Source organism: Methanomassiliicoccaceae archaeon DOK, assembly GCA_009911715.1.
Classification (GTDB): domain Archaea; phylum Thermoplasmatota; class Thermoplasmata; order Methanomassiliicoccales; family Methanomethylophilaceae; genus Methanoprimaticola.
In genome coordinates, this window is sequence record CP047880.1 from 1,453,812 (window position 1) to 1,476,502 (window position 22,691).

A 22,691-nucleotide genomic window follows, 5' to 3' on the forward strand; every position below is an offset into this window, starting at 1 on the left:
ACTCTCCAACTAAGTTAAGTGTGTTTCAGACATCCTATATAACAATGTTTGATTACATTTAATTGTTATATAGTCATTAATTATACGATAACCATGTCATCAAAGGAACCGGTTACACATGGAACGGACGGATACGTTCAGGACTTCACCCTGGACGAGGGCATCATGTCCCTGGTCGCCGAAATCAGCGAGCTCGCGGATGCACTCGGATCCGGACCAGAAGCGGACCAGGAGACGATCGAGGCGAGCATGATCGCATCAGCCCAGGCATCTACGGCCATAGAGGACAACCCCATGACGGTGGAGCAGGTGGCCCTCGCGGTCGCCGGTAGGGAGACAGGATGCCACCCGCGTCATGTCAGGGAAGTTCTGAACTGCCACGAGTGCTACCGCATCAGACCATCCCTGGACCCGCTGTCGGAGGAGGATCTCCTCCGGGCCCATGGCGTGATGACAAGGGGTTTGCAGGAGGATTCGGGACGCTACCGCGACTGCGGTGTCGGCATATGGTCGGGAGACAGGCTCATCTACAAGGCTCCGCCGGCGCACATGGTACCCCAGATGATGTCGGACCTGATGGAGTGGCTGCGTACCTCTGAGCATCACCCCTTAGTGAAGGCGTGCGTGTTCCACTACGAGTTCGAGACAATTCATCCCTTCTCCGACGGGAACGGCCGCACGGGAAGGCTGTGGCAGTCCGTCATAATGTTGGATTGGAAGGGCTGCATGAAATGGGTCCCGTATGAGACGGAGGTGCTGGCCAGACGCGGTCGCTACTACAAGGCGATCAGATCGTCCAGGCAGATCAGGGACACATCACCGTTCATCAGGTTCATGTTGGAGACAGTAAGGGACGCCGCCGAATCGGCTCAACAGACAATATCTTCTGATGAGTTCTGAAAAACTCAGCAAAACAGAAGTCCTGTAAACGTATCCGCAGGACAGATGGAGAAGGAGAAACGAGGCCTATGATGTGGGCAACCCTCTGCAAACATCCTGTTGGAACTCCGGTAAATTGAAGATTTAAACTCGCATCCTCAAAGTGTGATTGAGGTATCTGCTGCGATCATCACAAATGGAACTGACGTTCTTTGTTTTCAAAAAGGACTATCTAAGCGTAGCTACCTCTCCTACAAATTCGAATTCCCTGGCGGTAAACTAGAAGAGGGAGAAACTCCAAAACAGACTCTAATTCGTGAATTGAAAGAAGAACTTGACCTAGATATATCAGATTGCAGATTCAAGCAGTACAGGGACATAATTCATAAATATGATGACTTCACAGTACTGATCCATTACTTCATCATATACGATTACGATCCGAAATTCACACTTAATGAACACATATCCGCAGTTTGGAAACCCCTTCACTTACTTTCCGAGTTAGATTGGGCCGGTGCTGATCTAAAAGCAGCACATATTTTGGAGCGTGAAGGTATTGAGTGACGAGTCTCTAAGATTGGGCCTGGAGCATGGTTTCATAGATAGTTCAGTCTCTGCCAGTGAAGAATTCAAACCACAGCTCATAACAAACAATCCCTTGAGAAAAGAGAAAGTAATCACTACTCTGAAACAGGAAATGGAAAAATGTGACGAATTCATGTTTTCCGTCGCATTCGTTAATTCAGGAGGAGTTAACGCATTAGCCCAGGAGTTTAGAGAGCTCGATCGGAAGGGGATCAAAGGACGCATAATAGCCTCACAGTATCAGAATTTTACCGAGCCCAGAGCCCTTAAAGATCTCAGAAAAAACAAAAACATCGATCTTCGCGTAATCACTGAAAAAGTCTCCAAAATGCACACCAAATGCTACATCTTTAGACACGGGGACTCGTATGATGTAATTATTGGAAGTAGCAACCTCACCAACAGTGCTCTCTGCGATAACATGGAATGGAATCTTAAATTCAATTCCAAAAATTCTGGAGAGATCATAGCCAACATACTTTCAGAGTTTGAAAGAAACTACGAGATTGCTACACCGGTGGATGATCTTTGGATTGAAGAGTACTCTCTAATCTATAACGATTTGAAACATTTCAGACAGGCTCTGAAAACAGGCATACCGGCGATTCCAAAAGCTGATCAAAAAAGAATCCAACCCAATCGCATGCAGGCGGAAGCTCTGAAAGGTTTAGAAGAGATCAGAGCTAAAGGGGAGGACAGAGCACTAGTCATCTCAGCAACTGGATCCGGAAAGACTTATCTTTCTGCCTTCGACGCAAAAATCGCTTCCAAAAAATTCCTCTACATCGTTCATAGAAATCCTATCCTTAACAAAAGCATGCAAAGCTTTGAAGCGGTGATGGAAGGAACAAAAACAATAGCTAAGTATGATCCAGTTCTCAATGATCTGACCGCAGATTGTACCTTCGTCACGATTCAGACAATAACTAAAGAAGATGTATTGGCCAAAATCCCCAAAGACTGGTTTGATTACATTCTTATTGATGAAGTACACCACGCTGGTGCTCCGACTTATCAGAGAGTTATCAATTACTTCAAACCAAAGTTCCTTTTGGGAATGACAGCAACTCCGGATAGAACAGACGATTATGATATCTACAAACTGTTCAACTACAACATTGCATACGACATTAGACTGAAAGAAGCAATGGAATACAAATTGATCTGCCCTTTCCATTACTTCGGAATATCAGATCTTACCTTTGACCAAGTCTCTGAGGATGATAAAACCAAATTTCTCAAGACAGAAATGGATCAGAGGATTGACCACATCTTGGAGAATGCTGAATATTTTGGATACTGTGGAGATAGACTCAAAGGGCTTGTATTCTGCCGGGATCTCAAAGAAGCAGAAGATTATTCCAGAGAATTCAACAGACACGGATACAAAACCGAGTGGGTCTCCGGAATGATGGACAAAAATCTGGTGGAGACTTGTATTGAGAGATTGGAAGCTGATGAAGGAACGAATCTTCTAGACTACATTTTCACAGCAGACTTATTTAACGAAGGAGTGGACATTCCTGCCATCAACCAAGTGATTATGCTTCGTCCGACTGAATCGCCAATTATCTTCATCCAACAGCTCGGAAGAGGCCTTAGACACCATCCCGGAAAGGAATATGTTGTCATACTCGACTTCATAGGCAATTATGAGAAGAACTACAACATTCCTCTAGCTCTTTCCGATGACAGATCATACAACAAATCGGAAGCAAGAAGATTCATTGCTGCAGGAGATTCGATTATTCCAGGTAATTCAACAATCAGTTTTGATGAAATCTCTAGAAATAAAATCTACGAATCCATCGATAATTCTGATTTTACCGAAGCTAAGATCATTATGGATGGTTACAAAAGCTTGAAGATGCGTCTTGGAAGAATTCCAGAATTGACTGATTTCAAAAAGTATGGATCGATTGATGCCTTGAATCTTCTTTCGAAATACAAATCATACCATAATTTCCTGAAAACAAAGGATAATCAGTATTCTATCTCCTTTGATTCGGACAAGGAAGAATATTTGGATTTTATTACAAAAATAGCTGCTGCTGGAAAAAGAAGACTGGAAGTCGAAGCTCTTGAACTTCTGATGAATGGCACGATAGATCTTGAATCAGATTTAAGAAGCATTGGAGTTGAAACTTCCAATAAAAACCTAATTCAAGTATTAGATGGTAGCTTCTACACAAGTAACGTTGTGCTTGTTGAGAGCTGTGAAGGAAAATATCACGCATCTAACAAGTTCAGAATGATGATGAATGATGCAGCGTTTTCTGAACATGTTATACAGATTATAGAACTAGGACGGTCTAACTGGACCGAACTATATTCTAATACTTATGAAGGAACAGATCTTGTTCTGAACATGAGGTATACGTATGAGGATGTCTGCAGATTTCTGAACTGGCCGAAGAACCTGAATGCACAGAATATGGGCGGATATTTCTACCATAAAGAAACAAAGACATTTCCTGTGTTCATTAATTATGTTAAAGGAGAAGATGTAGTTGAGTCTCAAAAGTACGAAGATCGTTTCGAGAACAGAAATACATTGATTGCTCTGTCTAAGTCTAATGATAACCGTAATTCGGCTAGAATGAAAGTAGTAGAGAATTCAATGGCGAATGAGGTTGGTATTCATCTTTTCGTCAGAAAGAACAAAAACGACAAAGGATCTAAAGAATTCTACTACCTTGGAAAAATGATGTTTGTACAATTTATTGATAATAATAAACCTGTTCAAATCGAATACAAACTAAAAAATGATGTAAGACAGGACTTATATGACTATTTCAATTCAGAGTAATCCTCACAATATTGAGTGATGTTCATATGAAATAATATGATCCAAACATTACAAATAATAGATTTGATGCTTAAAAAAGCCATATGCCAGGCACATACCATTGAATCTTTTTGATTTGTTCATTAGATCACAAAATTAAAGATCTACATCCAGTGCTACATCCATGGACTGCTCAGACAAATCTCTCTCTGAACTCTTTACATCAAAACTTATCATACCGGATTATCAAAGACCGTATGCATGGTCATCCCAGCAAGTGGAGCAGTTCTTTAGCGACCTTGTCCAGTTTATCAACCGCGATGATCCCGAATATGATGATTTTTATCTATTCGGACAAATCATCATACATTCTGACAATGGTCGCAGAAATGTGGTTGATGGGCAGCAACGTCTCACCACATCTACAATATTCTTGTGCGTCGTCAGGGACATCATACTCAACAGATATCCCAACAACCTTATGTCACTCCTGAACAAGGTATACAATTCAATCGGATTCGATGACGAAGATGATGGATTCCGCCTTGAACTCAGTAACTTCAACCAAGAATTCTTTAGAGAATATGTGCAGTGCTCCAATCACTACAAAGAAGCAAAATCAAGATCCAACATCCTAATCAAAGATGCATACCAATGTCTCAATCACCTTGTCCTGAATTACATTGATAATTTTGAAGATCCTCAACAAGCACTGAAGCATCTTACTGACAACTTTCTTCAAAACTTCCATGTGTCATATGTGGAGACTAAAAAGTTGAGCCAGGCTTTTGTAATCTTCGAAACTCTGAATTCACGTGGTATGCCACTAGACGTACAGGATCTTCTTAAGAACTATTTCTTCAGCAGACTTGGAGACAAATGGCCGTACATCAAAAACAACTGGATCAAAATGATGACAGACATCAGTGAAGTAAAAGGCGACCTGTCTCAGTGCATAAGATACTACTGGAATTCTAAAAATCCGTTTGTCAGAGATGATGACCTATTTCCAGCAATCTCCAAGGAGAAAAATATCAGCAAAATCAAATCCACATTCGATGGAATAGTCGAGACATCTGCCCTATACATCGAAATGATATCTCCTAGGATTGGTGGCTCGTTCACAGACAGAAGTGTTGAGGCCTTAGCTAATCTACGCACAATGAGTGCAACTTCATTTTTCCCATTGATATTCGCACTAAAATCTGAAAATAATGATGATGATATCATCGAAGCAGTTCTTGTCCAGATTGAGACAATGGTGTTCAGAAACCAGGCTATCATGAAAAAGACTGCAAACAAGAATGAGGTCTTCTTCTCAAGAACTGCAGAGGCCGTATCCAGAGGAGAGCTTTCTGCAACAGAAGTCATGCAAAATATTGCCTCAAACACATCAAACGATATAGAAGTGGAAGCTGCTTTCAAGGGATATAAGACTAAGTCCACAATGGTCGGCAGAATGATCCTGACCAGTCTGTATAATCACGAGCATCCGGAACTTAAGATAAACAGTGGTCGTGCTGTTCATATTGAACACATTATGCCCCAAACAAAAGGAACGTGGAATATTGATGACGACACATGGATCGAATATAAAGATCGCATCGGAAACATGGTACTCTTGGATGGCAAAAAGAACATATCCGCAAGCAATGACCTCTTCGATCAAAAGAAGGAACGCTATCTCAAATCAGACATCATTGATACTCGTGAGATTGCCAAATATGATAAATGGGGACCAGAGGAAATTAATGAAAGACAAAGCGAGCTACTGAAAAAGGTACTCTTGAGGTGGCCTAAATATAATCAAAACTGATTTAGAATTCAAATTCGGTTGGGGTCACCCCCAACCCCATCCTAAAATAACCAATTTAATACTGGCATCTTATGTGTTCATTGACGCATAAGATCTGTATTGTTTTTATGAATAATCGCTGTAAAAATGAAACAAGCAACTAAACTTGATTAATACCAAACAACACATTATTCGAACGAGCACCCATAACCGTCTTAACTCATACCATATGTCTTTTCAAAGTTCATACCATGAATCGTGACCAGCAGGAAAAACAGCTCGAATGTTCTGATGCTATCTCAGATCTAAAAACGATCCTGGATACACCCGGATTCTGCGAACCGAGAGATGTGTCAGAACTCCTGGACTCTCTATCTGATCTCAGACAGGATATTGAAGACAGGACAAAGAGCATCCTCTTCAAAATTGGACTGACGTCAAAACATCTGAAAGATATCGGCCCAGAGTTCATCGAGTTGTATGACTCTCTTCCGGAACGTATCAAAAAACACAACGATGAACTGGCGGATCGTTTGGCGAAGGGCGTAGGGGTCACAATTAATCCTGTCGAAGGATACGATCTGGATGCACAACAACTAAGGTCCATCGCCATGGACGTCCGTAACAGGCTGATCATAGCAGGTGCCGGAACAGGAAAAACAACAACCATCGTAGGTCTGGCGAAATACCTGATTCTGTCGGGAAAGGCTAAATCCGACGAGATATTGTTTCTGTCTTTCACCAACAATTCAGTAGATGACCTCCGGAAACGTATAGAGACAGAGATCGGACAACGGGCGGATGTTACGACATTCCATCGTTTGGGTCTAAAAATTATCGCAAGTGCCCGCGGCGTCATGCCCAGGATCACACAAATCGATGTGAATGGATTCGTCAAGAACGAGATCACTCGCAGAATGTCGAATGCCGGATATTTGACACTGATAAACGAGTATCTGTCCCGTGATTGCAGATACGTTGCAGACGAATCGGACTTCGAAACGAACGAGGAATACGAGCGGTTCATCCTTGAGAATCCGCTGATCACGTTAGATGGTAGAACAGTGAAGAGCTTCGGAGAGGCCGACATAGCGAATCACCTAGTCCTGCTCGGCATTGACTACGAATACGAAGCACCTTACAAAACAGACACTCGTACCGAAGAGTACGGTCAATATCATCCAGATTTCCATATCAAAGGCACTGATATCTACATCGAGTATTTCGGAATAGACCGCAACGGCAATGTCGCACAGTTTATGAGGTCGTCCAAAGGTGGAGATCCATCGGAAGAGTATCGCAATAGCATTGAATGGAAGAGATCGCTCCATGCCGCCAATCACACCATGATGATTGAACTGTTCGCATACCAACGTTCCGAAGGGAATCTTCTAGACATACTTGACAAAGAACTTGAAAAACACAAGGTGGCCATGCATCAGATGACCCCGGCCGAGGCATACTCCAGAATCACCGGTGGGGATGACCGCCCGCTAGAACTGCTGGTTAGCCAGATCACCACAGCAATCGGTCTGATCAAGAGCACTGGCAAGCTCCCTTCCTCAGTGTTCGCTGAAATCAAGGATTGTGGATCGAGACGGGCCGTTGAACGTATGATCAGGATTCTCAACCCGGTGTACGACGCATATCAGGCAAGGTTAGCATCAGAAGACGAAATCGATTTCGAAGATATGCTGAATGAGTCTGCCCGGTACGTCCGCGAAGGAAGGTTCCAAAGTTCGTACAAATGGATCGTCATCGACGAGTATCAGGACATCTCCCGTTCGAGATACCATCTTCTCCGGGCACTCCGTGACTCATCTGATGCCAGACTCTTCTGCGTCGGCGACGATTGGCAGAGCATCTACCGCTTCAACGGAAGCGATGTAGGATACATCCTGGATTTCGAGAGATACTGGGGTGCATCCGCCATCTGCCGTATAGAAACCACATATCGTTTCTCTGGGGACATTTTGAAGGAGAGCAACAACTTCATGAATCGCAGTCCGCACCAGCTGCATAAGAATCTACGTTCTAACATGAATAGACGTGGAATTGTGGAAGTTATAGACTGCGATAGCCGCTCCGCTTGTGCAAGAGAGATGTCTAGCAGGATATCCAAGATACCTGAGGAGGAGAGCATTACCATTCTCGGTCGGTTTCGTCATGATATCGTCTCTCTGGAAGACTCCGGCTTCACATGGAAACCTGATGTTGGCCGCCAGACATACACAGTTATCGATCGCAGAAATCCAGGCCGTAATATCAAGTTCATGACAATTCATGGTTCTAAAGGCATGCAATTCGATAACGTCTTCATACTGAACAATGTCAAAGGACCAAACGGATTCCCAGATAAAAGACGGGAACCTCCTATGATAAGTATGCTCCTAAGTGATTCAGGAACAAAGACTGACGAAGAGAGACGCCTATTCTATGTCGCCATGACCCGGGCAAGAAAAGCTGCCTATTTGGTAACACTCAGAGGGCTCGAATCTGAATTCGTAAGAGAACTATCTTCCTTTACAGACACTGGTGGCATGATCTGTCCTGCATGCGGAGGCACACTTGTCCTTCGTAAAGGACCATATGGGAAGTTCATGGGCTGCTCCAACTATAGAAACGGATGCAAATTTATTCGAAAGATCTGATGGGCTACCATGTGTTCAATTAAAACTCTAACTCGGCAACATTAGGTATCAGCCTCCGACGTTGCCGAGTTTGAGTGATAATACACCGTAAAAGCAGAGATCACTTCATGAAGTACAGGCCGTCACGTAGAATGTATTTCTGATCATCCAGAACCGCAGACCAATCCTCTGATATGCTGTCCAGACTCCGATAGTCCAAAACCCTTCCGCTGTTGGTCATCACCCTTCCCAAAGGATCCAGCATGAGATACGAGCCTTCCATCACGTCGTTATCCTCGAAAATCAGAGGGTCCCCATTGGAGAGGACTATCTCCGAATGCCTCTTCCTGAAGGATTCGAACTCCTCGTCGGTGACACCGTACAATGCATCGGCATCCGGATTCACGTTCCTAAGACTGAGCATCTGGAAGACCTTCACGCGTTGTGGATCGATCCGACGAATCAAATCTGTGAAATCATCCTCAACACTCTGCCTCACCACGGTTATGTTCAGTTTCACCGAGATCTTGTGACGGTGCGCCATATCAGCCACCGACACCACATTCTCGATGTGATTTCCACCGTTGCAACCTCTGCCCAACGTCCGCTCCGTGTCCTCTGAGATGGAATCGACCGACAGACCCAGCCAGTCGAGGGACCCCTCCAAGTCCGACAAGACATCCTCGTCGATGAGTGAGGCGTTTGAAACAATACTTACCATGAATCCCATGCGCTTGCTGACTTTACACAGCTCCGCGATTTCTGGATATAGGAACGGCTCTCCGCCGGCATAGTTAATCTTACAAATTCCTGAATGACGAAGCTTCTTCAGAATGGGAACCCACTCATTAGCGGAAAGCCAGCGCTTATCCAGTTTCGTGCTGAAACAGAACCCGCATCTGTAGTTACAGCATGACGTAAGGTGCACGTTCGCCGATCTGAACGCGCCTATTGTCGTATACTCTGTCGCATCGGTTCTCCCGGTACGTTCCATAGACTCCATGAAAAAACATGAATCGGATTCAAGTTCATATATGGAATAAGTTTTATAAAATTCGATTTAAAATTTCAAACTGAATAACTCTTTTAACATTACCCGCGGATGGTGCCGCATGGGAGACAGAAAAGAATCATACAGACTGTCAACAGCCAGGATAATGGTCCTGCGGCACCTGATGAACGATGTGTACTCGGAACATCCGGAAGGGGTGTCCCAGCAGAAACCAGAGGAATACGGAATCCAGGAATTCCCCACGTACTACAGATACAACGACGTTACCGGGATCGTGAGGGTCCATTACGACGGCCTGTTTTCAAGAGGGCCTCTGATCATGGAGGAAAACGAAGGTTCGGAATCCCAATACGAGGGGATCCTCAACCAGCAGAATGTACGCAAGACCCTCGAATCGTATGTGTCTAAAGGCATACTGGTTAAAGACAACGGCCACAACGTTCGGAACCGCAAGCTGTATTTCCCGAATGAGACCGAGGAGGGGTTCAGGTCGTTTGTGGACATCGTCTCCGAGTATTCCGAGTTCAGCGGTGGCCCCATCAGAGTCAGACCGGAAACCGACACTGACGGAATCCTGAGGTCCTTGATGAAACAAGCCACTGGTTCCGCGGACTATTTCGATGGCACATATCAGGTCGGAGACATATTGCTTAGTTCGAAGTTCAGCCACATAATGGTCAACAGGAATCTCATCCTCTCCAGACTGAAGAACCTGGGCGTCAAGGTGACCCTGTATCTGGACTCCGAGGATGAACACTACAGAATAACCGTTCCTGTTGTGGGTCACTATCCGAGGGTGTACGAGGACACTGAACAACTGGAATCATTCGTCTCCGATTGTAGAGTACTTCTGGAGTACATATCGAGTCTTGACGATGCTGAAATCGCACTTAACCTGAAGTCGGCGGACAGAGAACTGTTGAAAGACAGGAAATTCCGCAGGAATGCGAAACATGTCAGAGAGGTGTCGATTGGATACCTATCCGAAGTGATCGATTCTTTTGAGAAAGAGATCGATACCCTCAATCGCATAGCGGAGGAATCCCAGGATTGTTTCAATCCGAGGTTCTGGTTCGAGAACGATCCGGATGGAACCCGCAGGTCGGAATCGACGTGGGCGGACCTGTTATTGGACGAAGACGATCTGGAAATGGTGAGGTCTAATGCAAGAGTAGAGGTGTTGACTCAGAACGAATGGCATCCTCTGGCTGATGACTCCGTCGAAAAAGAACTCCTTGCGGAGGAGGCCTTCCGCTGGTACCCGTCGCTCATCGACGAGTACGCGATATTGCCGACACTGTGTCTCCTGCAGACGTCGCCCTCGGCGCTGATAATGTTCGCTGTTACCGAATCTTCGTGGGGAAAAGGCGTTGGCAGACTGGACCTGCACCCCGGGACCACGGACGTACTCAACAGGGATCTGATGAAAGCAGCAATATCTGACATCCTGGCCGGAAGGAACAAGAGGTATGGTGCCGAATGGTCCACCAGGTACAACGGATTCGGAGAGTTCCTCTACAATGGTACCAGCCAACCATCCCTTCTGTATTTCAGAATCAATGTGTCCAGATACCTTTCGTTCAGAGGAGGGAGACTGCTACCTCCGACTCAGGAAGCGGAGGATGACCTCCCGTTTGAAATCGGTACGAATCACAATGGTTGCATCGCCACAGTGCTAGGATCCACCAGATACTCCACGTTCGCCTTCGAACACCTGAAAAAGACCAGTGTCCGTACCGATTACTTTGGAACTCTGGCAAACGAAATTCCGAGCTTGATCAGAAAGATGCTGCGCTACCGCATCATCTACGGCCAGATGCCGGAGGTGTTCAGACCTCACAATTCGGTATGATCGACATAGTGCCATGTGCATGAATGCAAACCCGTCATTCGTTCGGTCACAACGGAGCCGACACATCCCCATTAATAGCGGTCGTGCCATGCGGGTTTCGGGATGCACATGGATGGGATGGACTCCATCGAACTGAGAGCGAAGCTTGGCGACAGGACCTACGAGGCCGGTGTTAGGCTGCTGGAGAAGGACGCCATAATCGAGAGGATCGAACTGAGCGGGACCGCGGGATATGCGAAGGTCAGGGACTCCGGCACGAAGGTCGTGATCTACCGCGACAGGAACGGCGTCTTCGACGCGACCTGCGACTGCACCGTGAAACCGATGGGATGCAAGCACTGCGCCGCGGTGTACATGGACCGCATAGGGTTCAGGCCGGACGCAAGCGCCGACGCTGTCCGCGGGCACATCGCTGGATTCGCAGGGACCAGCTTCGACCCGTACGACTACGACATCGACCAGAACACCGCGACGACGCGCTTCTGCAACTTCATGCAGGACAAGGTCCTGGACCGGAAGATCAGGAGCATCGGCCGCACGATCATCGGGACCGTGAGGGACGATGCCGAACGCGATGAGCTCTTCAGGGAGCTCTGGGACTCCTGCGGGAGGTTCGGGTCGCCCCACGACGAGTGGTCGAGGGAGACGATCGAATCCCTGTTCGGTGTGTCGTTCTGGGAAGGTGACGACTGACGCCGGGATCATCGGCAAGTACCGGCGCCGTCGATCGTCAATCCATGATCGAAGACGCCGTGATGTCGGTGAGATGCCCCTCCTGCGGGGAGCCCGCGGAGGGATGGATGATGAGATCGAACCATCTGGACGGGGAGGGCCTGACCGAGTACTACTCCTGCCCATGCGGATGCAGGTTCAGGGTGGAGGTCGTACCGGAGTGATCCTCACTCGTCCCAGCGGCCGTCGTCGGAGTCCCTCGGGACCCTCGTAGTCCGGGACGCCATCCCGGCACTCCTCCCATTCCGACATGTCCGAGGTGCACCCAGGACTATGCGGCCCGGCGTTCCGGATGGATGGACGTCCCGAGACTTAATCGAAGAAAAAAATGCGGTTAACTCCGGAAAACCCCTTCCTACGTTTCAGTTTTCGGGCTTAATCGAAGAAAAAAACGCTATTACGCATATTCTGGTAGATCGTCCGCTGACAAATTCGACACAATCAATCAAATTTTAATTAATAATTAAACTACTGTTTATTTCATATACAGATGTTATTATACAATAAAATCCTTACATCATCTATGTTCAGACGGATCGATCTCGAGAATTTCAGATCCTTCACAAAGGCCACTCTGGATCTCGGGGGAAAGGGGGGCACTGCGAAACCATATGCCCTGATATACGGAGAGAACGGATCCGGTAAGACAAACCTAATCGAATCCGTCTCGTTCCTCACACAGAGCATGAGGACACTTGTGATAGGCGACGATATAGCGAGACAGAGGGCAATTCTGAAAAATCTACGTGACGTCGAGGACGGGTCCTCCATACTGTCGCAATCGATGGATCTGATGGACCGGGCTTTCGAGGAGATAGAGATGGCCGCATCGTCGATAAGCATCTGTGACTACGCGCGTACCGTGAAGACGATAGGATCGGACACGGACATGCGTCTGGTGTACTCGTTCATCGTCGATGGGAAGGAAGCCGAATACGAGCTGAGGTTCTCCGATGACGGAAAGGTCGTCCACGAGAGACTGAACTACTTCATCAACAGCCGCTCTGGGAGATACTTCGAGATCGACGGACGCAACGGCCCTGCAACTATCCTTTTCGGAAACGGCTTGTTCACCAACAGGAGATTCAAAGCCCAGATGAAAGAGCTCGTAGAGAAGTTCTGGGGCAACCACACCTTCATGTCCATTCTGTACGCAGAATACCGCAGGTCCAACCGCGAGTACATCGAAGAGAACGTCCGCCAGGGAATGGGGATGATCATCTCGTATCTGGACGACATCGTCGTGAGCACCCCGCTCGATGGGCGCGATCCAAGGGTGTGGCCGTTCGAACCGATTTCCGGAACAATCCCGTCGGAATCCGAACATCTGTTGGACGCATACGAGGAGGCCATAGACACGTTCTTCACCCGCATGTACACGGATGTGGGAAAGACGTACTACAAAAAGGCGGAGAAAGACGGGAACATAGCATACATGCTGATGTTCAGCAAACGCATATCGGGAACGTTCCGCGAGGTCCCGGCGACGATGGAATCCACCGGGACGAGGAAGCTCCTGTCAATGATGCCCGCTCTGCTCTCCTGCGTGGATGGATCCGTGGTGTTCGTGGACGAACTGGACAGCGGGATACATGACAAACTCATTCACGATCTGATGAAGGAAGTCCTTCCATCCGTGAAGGGACAGATGGTCGTCACTACGCACAACACATCACTCATCAAGGATACCGATCCATCCAAAGTCTACGTGATCGACCTAGATGCCGTGGGTAACAAGGACATCAGATCAGTCGACGCGGTTACACGCACACAGAAGAGCCACAACAACACCGCCCGGTACCTAGAAGGAATGTTCGGAGGCGTACCGTACATAGGCATGATGGATCTGAAAGACATCTCTGACACTCTCGGAGAGAAACTCGGGAGAGATCCATGACGAACACACTCGTCGTGGTTCACGGTAAATGCGAGATGGCCCTCTGTCAGAGGATGATGAGGCTCCTGAGGATGTCCATGGAGATCGTCTCACGTGAAAGAGGAAAGGAGGCCATAACGATATCGCAACTTCCGGAGATCCTCTCCACAGGATAGTTCTCATCGGAAACGAGCCTGCACAAGGCGTTTCCATCCATCGAGTACAACATGAAGAGAGCCACAAGAATGGAGCGTCTCGTGATCTTCACGATAATGGACGAGGACATGGACTTCAGGAACCGCAAAAGCTACTTGAGTGGCGACCTCTTTAGGAACAGTCCGTTCTACGACCGCATAGTCCCGATCATCAACACACCCAACATGGACCGTGTGATGGAGGAGATAGGACTGGGCTCCATCCAGAGCAAAAAGGTGAGATCGTACGCCAGGATCATGGACGAGATCGTCGACCCGATGAAGTTCCTGCTCGATCTGGACGGGAACAGCAACACCAACATGGACCTGTTCGTGAGACACTGCATGTCCTGTAGCCCTCCGTATCAGAGCCAGGTAGACCCCATCCGCAAGCTTAATCGAAGAAAATAATGCGGTTAACTTCGGAAAACCCCTTCCCACGTTTCAGTTTTCAGGCTTAATCGAAGAAAAAAACGCCATTACGCTTTTTCTGGTAAGTCCGTCGGAACATCCTCATCGTGGCTCGTTCCAGGGATCCTCCCCGCCATCGGAGTCCCTCGGGACCCTCACAGTCCTGGACCCGGGCCTCAGCCTGGACAGCGCGGACGCCAGTTCGCCCCTCCTCCCGGCGGCGGCCTCCGGTCTTCCCGCGAAGCGGCGCGACGACGACAGCCATCCGGCAGTGTCCAACGTCCTCCGCATGTTCCCCTCCCTGAACCTCCTGAGTGCCAGCAGGTCCGTGGGGAACAGCAGCGTGAACCCGTCGCCGACCACGGCCGGGCCGTTGGGCAGGTGCACAGCCTCGCCGGAGGCCTCCAGGGACACCTTCCCGTCCCTCGTGACGTATGTGACCGTGCAGGGGAACCTGGGGACGACGCCGTCCGTAGGCTCGTCCAGGTCGATCTCCAGCTCGTCGGTGACGACGAACGACACCCCGCCCTCCAGCACCGAGATGTCGCGGTAGAACGTCAGCGCGGCGAACCTGCCGTACTCGGCGGGATCGAACGGGGCGTGGGTCCTCCTGCCCCCGAAGGCACCGAACACCGCCTCGGCAGACGGCCCCGAGAGCGTCCCGTCGTCGAGCGACGTCACCTCGGCGGTCAGCGAGAAGCCGTCGTCGAGGTACAGGATCGTCCTGCCGTCGGCCAGGCGCCCGACCCTGAAGCCGCTACCCAGGTCCATCCTGCGGACCGGGTGGCCCGGGGCTCTGCCCTGGCACTCCTCCCATTCCGACACGTCCCCGTCCATCCCTGCGGCCAGCGCCCCGGGTATCCTCGAAACCTTCACGCCCTCAGCCTCCCGACGTCCTCCCGGACCGCGTCCACGCAGATCAGGAAGACCTCCCTCAGATGGGACTCATCCAGGTCCTCGTACTCGGCGGCTATGACCGCCGGCTCCTCCCCGAGCTCCAGCTCCAGCCCCGTCGGCTTGAAGATGAACGCCGCCGGGGCGTCTGGCAGGGCACCCTCCGTCGAAGGCGGCAGTATCGCGAACGTCCCGTCCTCGTACCCGCCCGAGCGGTTCCTCATCTCCCTGATGTCCGTGACGAAGTCCTGGCGGGTGCGCGTCACCCTCAGCAGCAGCACCCACTCCGGCACGGCGCACAAGTCCAGCGATGGCACGGGCGTCCTGATGCTCCTCCCCGGCAGATGGGCCTCGCCGGACCTGGACAGCATCCTGGTCTCCGGGACCATGTCCTCCAGTGACGCGGCGTAGTACTCCAGGTACGGGAGGACCTCAGCCCTCCTCTCCTCCGGGTCGGCGGGCATCGATGCCGCTCTCAGGAGGTGGTCCAGGGCGGCCGCGTCGTCCTCCTCTGTGAAGCGGGAGCAGAACGCCTCCCTTGCGAGCGCGAGCCGCGCCCTCCAGTCGTCCTCCGCCGCCTCCTCGAGCATGGGGGCCGCCTCCTCCGCGATCCTCGCGCCGTCCTCCGGGTCCTCGGCGGAATGGGCGTCTTCCAGCAGGCACTCGGCGAGGATCCTGCGGGATGCCCCGCACCCGTCCTCCGCGGAACGGCGCGCCCATTCGGCGCACCTCGGGTCGCGGGCCCTGAACAGCGCCTCGGCGAGCATCGCCCTGACCTCGGATAAGTCCGACGCCCTGTCCTCGGCCTCGGAGATGAAGCCGTCGTCGACGGCGTACGCCCACAGCCCGTCGGCGCACCTCCTGCGCTCCGGGAGGGCGGCCTCCATGAACAGCCTCCACGCCCGCCCCGAGGCCTCCTCCGGCGTAGACGATAGCGGATGGCCGAGGATCAGCTTCCATGTTGCCCTGGTGTCCCCGAGCCTGTGGGCGCGGAGGTACATGTTGGCCGCCTCCATGGTGTCCGGCTCCCTCCCGTACAGCCCGAACTCGGAGACCTCGCCCGCACGGAACGCCGCATAGGGGTTCTTCCAGGACCTGTCGTACAGACGGTCGACCGTTCTGGCCCTCTCGAAGCGGTCGCGCGCGCTCTCGATCCTGGCCTCCGCCCGCTCGTATCTCTCCCTCATATGCTCCGAATCATCCGGGGTCATGCGGCTGACGCACTGCATCGTAATCGTGGTTCGGACCCCGTGGAACCGATATATACTTTCATATCTGAGATTAATAACGAATACGTATTCTATATATTCACGCCGTCACGTGCGTGCACGGTGCTCCCTTGAAATACCGCCCCTGCGAGAGCAGTCCGCGATGACATGAAACCCGACTCTGCGACATGCTCCTCGGAGTACGCACCAGGTCAGGTTTATCATCGGATGAGTGATACTATGGACATGGAGGAGCTTAAGAAGATCAGCACAAGCGGACTGTCGTTCATGAGGCTGAGAGCCGAGAACAGATTCTACGTCGACAAGTCCATGCTGATCGCGGACGTCATCGAAACGGACCCCAGCGGCGTGTTTCTGTACACCCGCCCCCGCAGGTTCGGGAAGTCCACGAACATATCGATGATCGACGCCTTCTTCAACTTGGGCTACAGGGGCAACGACTGGTTCGAAGGACTGGAGATATCGGAACATCGTGAATTCGACATCTACAGGAACGCGTACCCTGTGATCTGCATCGATCTGAAGGATGCGGTCGCGAACGGTTTCGATTCGTTCACAGGCATGCTTAGGAACATCATGAGGAACACGTTCACGGTCTTCCGCTACCTTCTGGAATCGGACTCCGTCTACGCGGATGAGAAGGAGGAGATCCAGTCTGTCCTGGACAGGAACATCACGGACCTCAACATGATATTCTGCATCAAGGACCTCTGCACAATGCTCGAGAGGCACCACGGCAGGAAGGCCATCGTCCTTATAGACGAGTACGACCGCGCCATCACCGACACGATCGACTCCAACGATCAGAAGAGCATGATCGACTATCTGAGCTCGTTCATGTCGGCCACCCTGAAGAGCAACCCCAGCCTCCAGATGGCGTACGTCACGGGCGTGATGCAGCTGGCGAAGACGGGGATGTTCTCCGGGGTGAACAACCTCAGGGTGAACAACATCCTCTCCAGGATGTCGGACGAGAGGTTCGGCTTCACCGATGAGGAGGTGAGATCCACCCTGGAATACTACGGCCACCCGGAGAAGATCGACGAGGTACGTGAATGGTACGACGGCTACCGCTTCGGGAATGCCGAGGTGTACAACCCGTTCAGTCTGATGAACTATGTGTCCTCCGGTTTCGTGACGGAGGGCTACTGGGCAAGCTCGGGCAACGACAGACCGTTCAGATGGATGATGGAACGGACGGGCAGCGGATCCGTGGACGCCCTCGCATCCATCATCAGCGGGGCCCCGCAGAATCCGACATACACATGGACATCACCTACGACGACATGCGCAGATCCACGGACTCCGACCTGCATTCCCTGATGGTGATGACCGGGTACCTGAAGGCCGTCCCGTCCGCCGACGGGAGGTTCGCCGTATCCGTACCGAACAAGGAGGTCAGGAACATGCTGGACAGGGTCATCAAGAGCACGGTCCCCGTCGACGACGCCCTGTTCAGGGACTTCGCGGTGGCGGTCCGCGACGGGGACTCGGCAGGGATGGAGCGCATGCTCGGGAGACTCCTGGACGGGAGCAGCTACTTCGACCTGAAGGACGAATCCGACTACAAGCTGGCGGTGTACCTCTGCCTTCACGGGATCATCTGGAATTACGACGTGGAGAGCGAGGAACCCGAGGGGAACGGACGCGTGGACATCATCATGAAGCCGAAGGATCCTTCCCTGGAACCCATAATCATGGAGCTGAAGATGTCAGGTTCGGAGTCGTCGCTCAAGTCCGACGCCGAGGATGGCATCAGACAGATCCATGAGAGAAGGTATTACAACGGGATGAGCGGAGGCGTCATGCTGTACGGCATGGCGTTCCGGGGCGTTGTCCCGAAGGTCATCTCCGAGCACATCGTCCTGTGACGTGAAATCTCTGTGAAGCGAGCGCTTTTAGAGGGAAGGTGCCGGACCCCGGATCCGCTCTTGATGGATGCTGAGACCGAGAGGGCGCCGTCGGCGACCCTCTCGGAGACACTAGGCCTGCGATGATGAATCCTGCCTCAGTTCCCGTGGAAGAGGCACTTGGTCTGGTGCTCCGGCTCGCTGGACACGTACATCCCGAGCTTCTTGTAGGTGCCCTCGTCCACGGACGATATCACGACGGACGAGTGCACGTCGCATCCCCTCAGCTCGGGGATCTTGGCGACCGCCCTCTCGACCACCGGGTCGGTGTTCGCCGCGATGGACAGCGCCACCAGCATCTCGTCGATGTGCAGGCGGGGGTTCCTGTTGCCCAGGTAGTCGACCTTGAGCCTCTGCATGGACCTGATGACGTCCGGCGATATCAGGAGGACGTCGTCGTCGATCCCAGCCAGGATCTTCAGCGCGTTCAGGATCATGGCCGAGGACGCGGTCAGTAGCGGCGAGGCCTTTCCCATGACGATGGTCCCGTCCGCGAGCTCCGCTGCGACGACGGGCCTCTCCGTGCTCTTCGCCATTGCCCTGGACGCGGTGACAGTCCTCCTGTACTCGATGGAGAGCCCCGCCTTCTTGAGTATGAGCTCGGACCTGAAGACCATCTCGTCGTCGGCCCTGCCCTCCCTGCGGTCCCTGAGGGCCGCGAAGTAGCGCCTTATGATCTCGTTGTTGGCCGCGCGCCTGACCGCCTGGTCGTCGACGATGCAGTTGCCTGCCATGTTGACCCCCATGTCCGTGGGGGACCTGTAGGGCGACTTCCCTGCGATCTCCGTCAGGATGGCGTTCAGGACCGGGAAGATCTCGATGTCCCTGTTGTAGTTGACCGTGGTCTTGCCGTACGCGTCCAGGTGGAACGGGTCGATCATGTTCGCGTCGCTGAGGTCCGCGGTGGCGGCCTCGTAGGCGATGTTGACGGGATGGTTCAGCGGGAGGTTCCATATGGGGAACGTCTCGAACTTGGCGTACCCCGCCTTCCTGCCCAGGCTGTGCTCGTGGTAGAGCTGGGACAGGCAGACCGCCATCTTCCCGCTGCCGGGGCCCGGCGCGGTGACGACGACGAGCGGCTTGGTGGTCTCCACGAACTCGTTCCTGCCGTACCCCTGGTCGGATACGATGAGCGGGATGTTGGACGGGTACCCCGCGATGGGGTAGTGCCTGTAGACCTTCAGGCCCAGCGCCTCGGCCTTCTTCTGGAAGGCGTCCGCGGCGGACTGTCCGTTGTACTGCGTGATGACAAGGCCGCATACGCCGATCCCCCTGTCGTGGAACGAGTCGACGAGCCTCAGGACCTCCTGGTCGTAGCCGACGCCGATGTCCTTGCGGACCTTGTTCCTCACGATGTCCTCGGCGTTGATGACGACGATGGCCTCGGCCTGGCTGCCGAACTCCATAAGCATGCGGATCTTGCTGTCCGGCATGAACCCGGGCAGGACCCTGGACGCATGGTAGTCGTCGAAGAGCTTGCCTCCGAACTCCAGGTAGAGCTTACCCCCTGAGCTCGCGATGCGTTCCCTGATGTGCTCGGACTGGGTCCTGAGGTACATGTCGTTGTCGAATCCCGTCGGCATGTGGCGTTACATGCGCTCATAATACTAAAACGTTGAATCGGGGCAGGAGGCCCCTTGGTTTCACGGGCGGAATGAGACCCTCAGGCCCCCGTCCGGGGGATCCGGGCGCCTGACCAGCCCGGCGGCCTCGAACGCCGACCTCGCCGCCGCCAGAACGGCGCAGACGGGGTCCGACGACGCATGCGACGAGCGGTAGCGCCTGGTCTCGTCACCCAGGCAGACGATCAGCTCCGCGTCGGAGCGGAAGAACCTCCCCTCTTCCACAGGCGGACCGGCCCTCAGGTCCATCCCGAGGCCCAGGAACCCCAGGGCCTCCCTCATCCTGGACGTGAACAGCGGGTCGCGCACGTCCAGGAGGAATGACCAGTCGTAGCCGTCCATGATGTCCCTCAGGACCGCCATCTTCGTGTCGAAGGAGTCCTCGTCGAACTCCTCCTCGGACTCCGACCCGTCGTCCCTGAGCTCGTAGCCCTCGTCGCTGGTCATGCCGGCTCCGTGGTGGGATCTCCGCCGTTCTCTTCTCTCAAATCGAATTCGCTGTTTCCGTTCTTCAGACACATACCTCCTGCGAGGATGCATCCGGATCCGAACTTCCTCCATCCTATCCGGTCCGCATGCGTGTGCCTCATCGTCCGGGTCGATATAATTACTTTAAACTGTAATCTTTGTAATCATCGATATTCATGAAATCTTCGACATCTTGGTAATGGCAAGACGCGGGAGAACGCGGGAAAAATGATCAGATGGGAAAACTGGAGGGCGCCGCCTCCGGACGATGACGGACGAAGACAGCCTGGACTTCTCAGACGGCTGAGCCGACGGAGACGATGAAGATCTCGTACTCGAAGCCCTGGTCGTCCGCGGGCTCGTCGTTGTAGACCCCGATGAGCTCGTACTCGTCGCCGAGCATGCCCTCGTCTACAGAGGCCTCGAACGACCTTTCGGAATCCGTAGAGTGCTTTTGGGACATCCCTTTCTCCCTTGCGTTCAGAGTACGGGGTGAATGTATTTAAACGGGCCTAAACACGGACAAGCTATCTGCTAAATTAATCCAGATTGTCGAACAGCCATTGAGATCCGGAGTGCGCACGACGGCATACCGCCCGGCCCGTGCGGGTCCCGGCGATCCGCCGCCTCCGGTGCCGGCTCCACGCGTGCCAATAAATAACACGCGCGCGTTGTGAGAGGACATGAAGATTTCGAAGAGGATCTCGGACATCCCCATGTCCGGGATCAGGAAGATGTTCGACCTCGCTGGCCCGGACTCCATAAACCTGGGCCTCGGCGAGCCGGACCTCGACCCGCCTGCGGAGGCCATCGAGGGCATGAACGCGGCGGCATCGGCGGGCCGCAACAAGTACGGCCCCACCGCCGGGATCATGGAGCTGAGGGACGCCGTCGCGGACTACTTCTCCAAGTACGGGAAGGTGGATGGGAACAACATCATGATCACGCCAAGCGGGTCGACGGCGCTCCTGGAGATCACCCAGAGCATGGTCGACCCCGGCGACGAGGTCCTCGTCCCCAGCCCCGGGTTCGTCATCTACGGCCCCCACGCGGAGCTCGCAGGGGGAAGAGCCGTCGAGTACAGGCTCACCGACGACGGGCTCTTCCAGCCCGACATCGACCACATCCAGTCGATCATCACCCCCAGGACGACCATGATCGTGGTCAACACCCCGTCCAACCCCACGGGCGGCGTCCTCACCGAGGAGTCCAAGAAGGCGCTGTGCGACATAGCCAGGGACAGGAACATCACCATCCTCGCGGACGAGGTCTACAACGAGTTCATCTACGAGGGGAGGCACACGTCCTTCATGGACAGCCTCGACTGCGCCGTCGTCGCGAACGGGTTCTCCAAGATGATGGCCGTCACCGGCTGGAGGATGGGCTTCCTCTGCGCCGAGCACGAGCTGATGGACACCCTGATCAAGATGCAGTACCACGTCTGTGCCAGCCCGGCGATGCCCCCGATGTACGGGATACTCGCCGCCCTGCCGCACATCGGGCCGTACCTGGACAACGCCAGGAAGGTCTACAGGGCCCGCAGGGACCTGATCACCGACCTCATCAACGACATCCCCGGGATGCACCTGGAGGCTCCCCGCGGGGCCTTCTACGCGTTCCCCGGCTACGACCGGGACATCAGATCGGCGGACCTGGCCAACGACCTCGCCAGGGCGGGGCTCATATGCACGCCCGGATCCGCGTTCGGGTCCTACGGCGAGGGGCACCTGAGGTTCTCCTACGCGGCGGACGAGTCGAAGATAGAGGCGGGAATGGCTATATTGAAAAAGGTCATCACCGAGGGGAGATAA

20 protein-coding genes are annotated in these 22,691 nt (G+C 52.5%); 14 read left to right on the forward strand and 6 right to left on the reverse strand.

Annotation, left to right across the window (positions count from 1 at the left end; translation table 11 throughout):
* The first annotated feature begins 93 nt into the window (after positions 1-93).
* The 5 genes from JS82_07280 to JS82_07300 all read left to right on the forward strand — a co-directional run bounded on the left by JS82_07280 (position 94) and on the right by JS82_07300 (position 8,701).
* Positions 94-900 (forward strand): Fic family protein, encoded by an 807-nt coding sequence (locus tag JS82_07280; GenBank protein QHK17919.1) that lies wholly within the window; start codon positions 94-96, stop codon positions 898-900.
* Positions 901-1,044: 144 nt separating this feature from the next.
* Positions 1,045-1,446 (forward strand): NUDIX domain-containing protein, encoded by a 402-nt coding sequence (locus JS82_07285; GenBank protein QHK17920.1) that lies wholly within the window; start codon positions 1,045-1,047, stop codon positions 1,444-1,446.
* Positions 1,430-4,276, forward strand: coding sequence for a DUF3427 domain-containing protein (locus tag JS82_07290; protein QHK17921.1), 2,847 nt, complete (start codon positions 1,430-1,432; stop codon positions 4,274-4,276). The genes JS82_07285 and JS82_07290 overlap by 17 nt, the downstream gene beginning before the upstream one ends.
* A 163-nt stretch (positions 4,277-4,439) precedes the next feature.
* The gene (locus JS82_07295) at positions 4,440-6,071 is read left to right on the forward strand and encodes a DUF262 domain-containing protein (protein QHK17922.1); all 1,632 of its coding nucleotides are present in this window, start codon (positions 4,440-4,442) and stop codon (positions 6,069-6,071) included.
* 230 nt (positions 6,072-6,301) lie between these two features.
* Positions 6,302-8,701, forward strand: a complete 2,400-nt coding sequence (locus JS82_07300; GenBank protein QHK17923.1) for a UvrD-helicase domain-containing protein — start codon at positions 6,302-6,304, stop codon at positions 8,699-8,701.
* Positions 8,702-8,801: 100 nt separating this feature from the next.
* On the opposite strand, the gene JS82_07305 is transcribed toward JS82_07300, so the two are convergent.
* Positions 8,802-9,683, reverse strand: coding sequence for a radical SAM protein (locus JS82_07305; GenBank protein QHK17924.1), 882 nt, complete (start codon positions 9,681-9,683; stop codon positions 8,802-8,804).
* 109 nt (positions 9,684-9,792) lie between these two features.
* On the opposite strand from JS82_07305, the gene JS82_07310 reads away from it, so the two are divergent.
* The 6 genes from JS82_07310 to JS82_07335 all read left to right on the forward strand — a co-directional run bounded on the left by JS82_07310 (position 9,793) and on the right by JS82_07335 (position 14,757).
* Positions 9,793-11,544 carry a hypothetical protein gene (locus tag JS82_07310; protein QHK17925.1) on the forward strand — a complete coding sequence of 584 codons (1,752 nt, stop codon included), beginning with the start codon at positions 9,793-9,795 and terminating at the stop codon, positions 11,542-11,544.
* Between the two features lie 102 nt (positions 11,545-11,646).
* Positions 11,647-12,237 carry a hypothetical protein gene (locus JS82_07315; protein QHK17926.1) on the forward strand — a complete coding sequence of 197 codons (591 nt, stop codon included), beginning with the start codon at positions 11,647-11,649 and terminating at the stop codon, positions 12,235-12,237.
* A gap of 44 nt (positions 12,238-12,281) precedes the next feature.
* Positions 12,282-12,440 carry a hypothetical protein gene (locus JS82_07320; GenBank protein ID QHK17927.1) on the forward strand — a complete coding sequence of 53 codons (159 nt, stop codon included), beginning with the start codon at positions 12,282-12,284 and terminating at the stop codon, positions 12,438-12,440.
* A 359-nt stretch (positions 12,441-12,799) separates the two neighbouring features.
* On the forward strand, positions 12,800-14,173 hold the full coding sequence (locus JS82_07325) for an AAA family ATPase (protein QHK17928.1): 1,374 nt from the start codon (positions 12,800-12,802) through the stop codon (positions 14,171-14,173).
* Complete coding sequence (locus tag JS82_07330) at positions 14,170-14,328, forward strand: hypothetical protein (GenBank protein ID QHK17929.1); 159 nt, start codon at positions 14,170-14,172, stop codon at positions 14,326-14,328. Before JS82_07325 ends, JS82_07330 begins: the two co-directional genes overlap by 4 nt.
* 69 nt (positions 14,329-14,397) lie before the next feature.
* On the forward strand, positions 14,398-14,757 hold the full coding sequence (locus JS82_07335) for a hypothetical protein (protein QHK17930.1): 360 nt from the start codon (positions 14,398-14,400) through the stop codon (positions 14,755-14,757).
* A gap of 102 nt (positions 14,758-14,859) precedes the next feature.
* Here the strand turns inward: JS82_07335 and JS82_07340 are convergent, their stop codons facing one another.
* Both JS82_07340 and JS82_07345 read right to left on the reverse strand, forming a co-directional pair.
* Positions 14,860-15,633 (reverse strand): hypothetical protein, encoded by a 774-nt coding sequence (locus JS82_07340; protein ID QHK17931.1) that lies wholly within the window; start codon positions 15,631-15,633, stop codon positions 14,860-14,862.
* Complete coding sequence (locus JS82_07345; GenBank protein ID QHK17932.1) at positions 15,630-16,880, reverse strand: hypothetical protein; 1,251 nt, start codon at positions 16,878-16,880, stop codon at positions 15,630-15,632. The genes JS82_07340 and JS82_07345 overlap by 4 nt, the downstream gene beginning before the upstream one ends.
* A 225-nt stretch (positions 16,881-17,105) precedes the next feature.
* Here JS82_07345 and JS82_07350 point away from each other — a divergent pair, with 225 nt between their 5' ends.
* Together JS82_07350 and JS82_07355 are read left to right on the forward strand one after the other, a co-directional pair.
* Positions 17,106-18,203: an AAA family ATPase gene (locus JS82_07350; protein QHK17933.1), complete on the forward strand. Its 1,098-nt coding sequence runs from the start codon at positions 17,106-17,108 to the stop codon at positions 18,201-18,203.
* Positions 18,146-18,751, forward strand: a complete 606-nt coding sequence (locus tag JS82_07355) for a hypothetical protein (GenBank protein QHK17934.1) — start codon at positions 18,146-18,148, stop codon at positions 18,749-18,751. The genes JS82_07350 and JS82_07355 overlap by 58 nt, the downstream gene beginning before the upstream one ends.
* A gap of 137 nt (positions 18,752-18,888) precedes the next feature.
* Here the strand turns inward: JS82_07355 and JS82_07360 are convergent, their stop codons facing one another.
* The 3 genes from JS82_07360 to JS82_07370 form a co-directional block, all read right to left on the reverse strand.
* Positions 18,889-20,373 (reverse strand): DUF1846 family protein, encoded by a 1,485-nt coding sequence (locus JS82_07360; protein QHK17935.1) that lies wholly within the window; start codon positions 20,371-20,373, stop codon positions 18,889-18,891.
* A gap of 60 nt (positions 20,374-20,433) precedes the next feature.
* Entirely contained in the window at positions 20,434-20,859 is a 426-nt protein-coding gene (locus JS82_07365; GenBank protein QHK17936.1) for a hypothetical protein, read from the reverse strand.
* A gap of 316 nt (positions 20,860-21,175) precedes the next feature.
* A complete protein-coding gene (locus JS82_07370; protein ID QHK17937.1) occupies positions 21,176-21,343 on the reverse strand; it encodes a hypothetical protein in 168 nt (55 codons plus the stop codon).
* 220 nt (positions 21,344-21,563) lie between these two features.
* Between JS82_07370 and JS82_07375 the strand changes: the two genes are divergently transcribed.
* On the forward strand, positions 21,564-22,691 hold the full coding sequence (locus JS82_07375; GenBank protein QHK17938.1) for an aminotransferase class I/II-fold pyridoxal phosphate-dependent enzyme: 1,128 nt from the start codon (positions 21,564-21,566) through the stop codon (positions 22,689-22,691).

Coding starts and splice junctions, on each gene's coding strand:
- JS82_07335 (QHK17930.1), top strand. CDS start 14,398: ATGGAGCGTCTCGTGATCTTCACGATAATGGACGAGGACATGGACTTC.
- JS82_07360 (QHK17935.1), bottom strand. CDS start 20,373: ATGCCGACGGGATTCGACAACGACATGTACCTCAGGACCCAGTCCGAG.
- JS82_07345 (QHK17932.1), bottom strand. CDS start 16,880: ATGCAGTGCGTCAGCCGCATGACCCCGGATGATTCGGAGCATATGAGG.
- JS82_07325 (QHK17928.1), top strand. CDS start 12,800: ATGTTCAGACGGATCGATCTCGAGAATTTCAGATCCTTCACAAAGGCC.
- JS82_07370 (QHK17937.1), bottom strand. CDS start 21,343: ATGTCCCAAAAGCACTCTACGGATTCCGAAAGGTCGTTCGAGGCCTCT.
- JS82_07350 (QHK17933.1), top strand. CDS start 17,106: ATGGAGGAGCTTAAGAAGATCAGCACAAGCGGACTGTCGTTCATGAGG.
- JS82_07315 (QHK17926.1), top strand. CDS start 11,647: ATGCACATGGATGGGATGGACTCCATCGAACTGAGAGCGAAGCTTGGC.
- JS82_07280 (QHK17919.1), top strand. CDS start 94: ATGTCATCAAAGGAACCGGTTACACATGGAACGGACGGATACGTTCAG.
- JS82_07355 (QHK17934.1), top strand. CDS start 18,146: ATGGACATCACCTACGACGACATGCGCAGATCCACGGACTCCGACCTG.
- JS82_07295 (QHK17922.1), top strand. CDS start 4,440: ATGGACTGCTCAGACAAATCTCTCTCTGAACTCTTTACATCAAAACTT.
- JS82_07300 (QHK17923.1), top strand. CDS start 6,302: ATGAATCGTGACCAGCAGGAAAAACAGCTCGAATGTTCTGATGCTATC.
- JS82_07330 (QHK17929.1), top strand. CDS start 14,170: ATGACGAACACACTCGTCGTGGTTCACGGTAAATGCGAGATGGCCCTC.
- JS82_07365 (QHK17936.1), bottom strand. CDS start 20,859: ATGACCAGCGACGAGGGCTACGAGCTCAGGGACGACGGGTCGGAGTCC.
- JS82_07305 (QHK17924.1), bottom strand. CDS start 9,683: ATGGAGTCTATGGAACGTACCGGGAGAACCGATGCGACAGAGTATACG.
- JS82_07310 (QHK17925.1), top strand. CDS start 9,793: ATGGGAGACAGAAAAGAATCATACAGACTGTCAACAGCCAGGATAATG.
- JS82_07375 (QHK17938.1), top strand. CDS start 21,564: ATGAAGATTTCGAAGAGGATCTCGGACATCCCCATGTCCGGGATCAGG.
- JS82_07320 (QHK17927.1), top strand. CDS start 12,282: ATGATCGAAGACGCCGTGATGTCGGTGAGATGCCCCTCCTGCGGGGAG.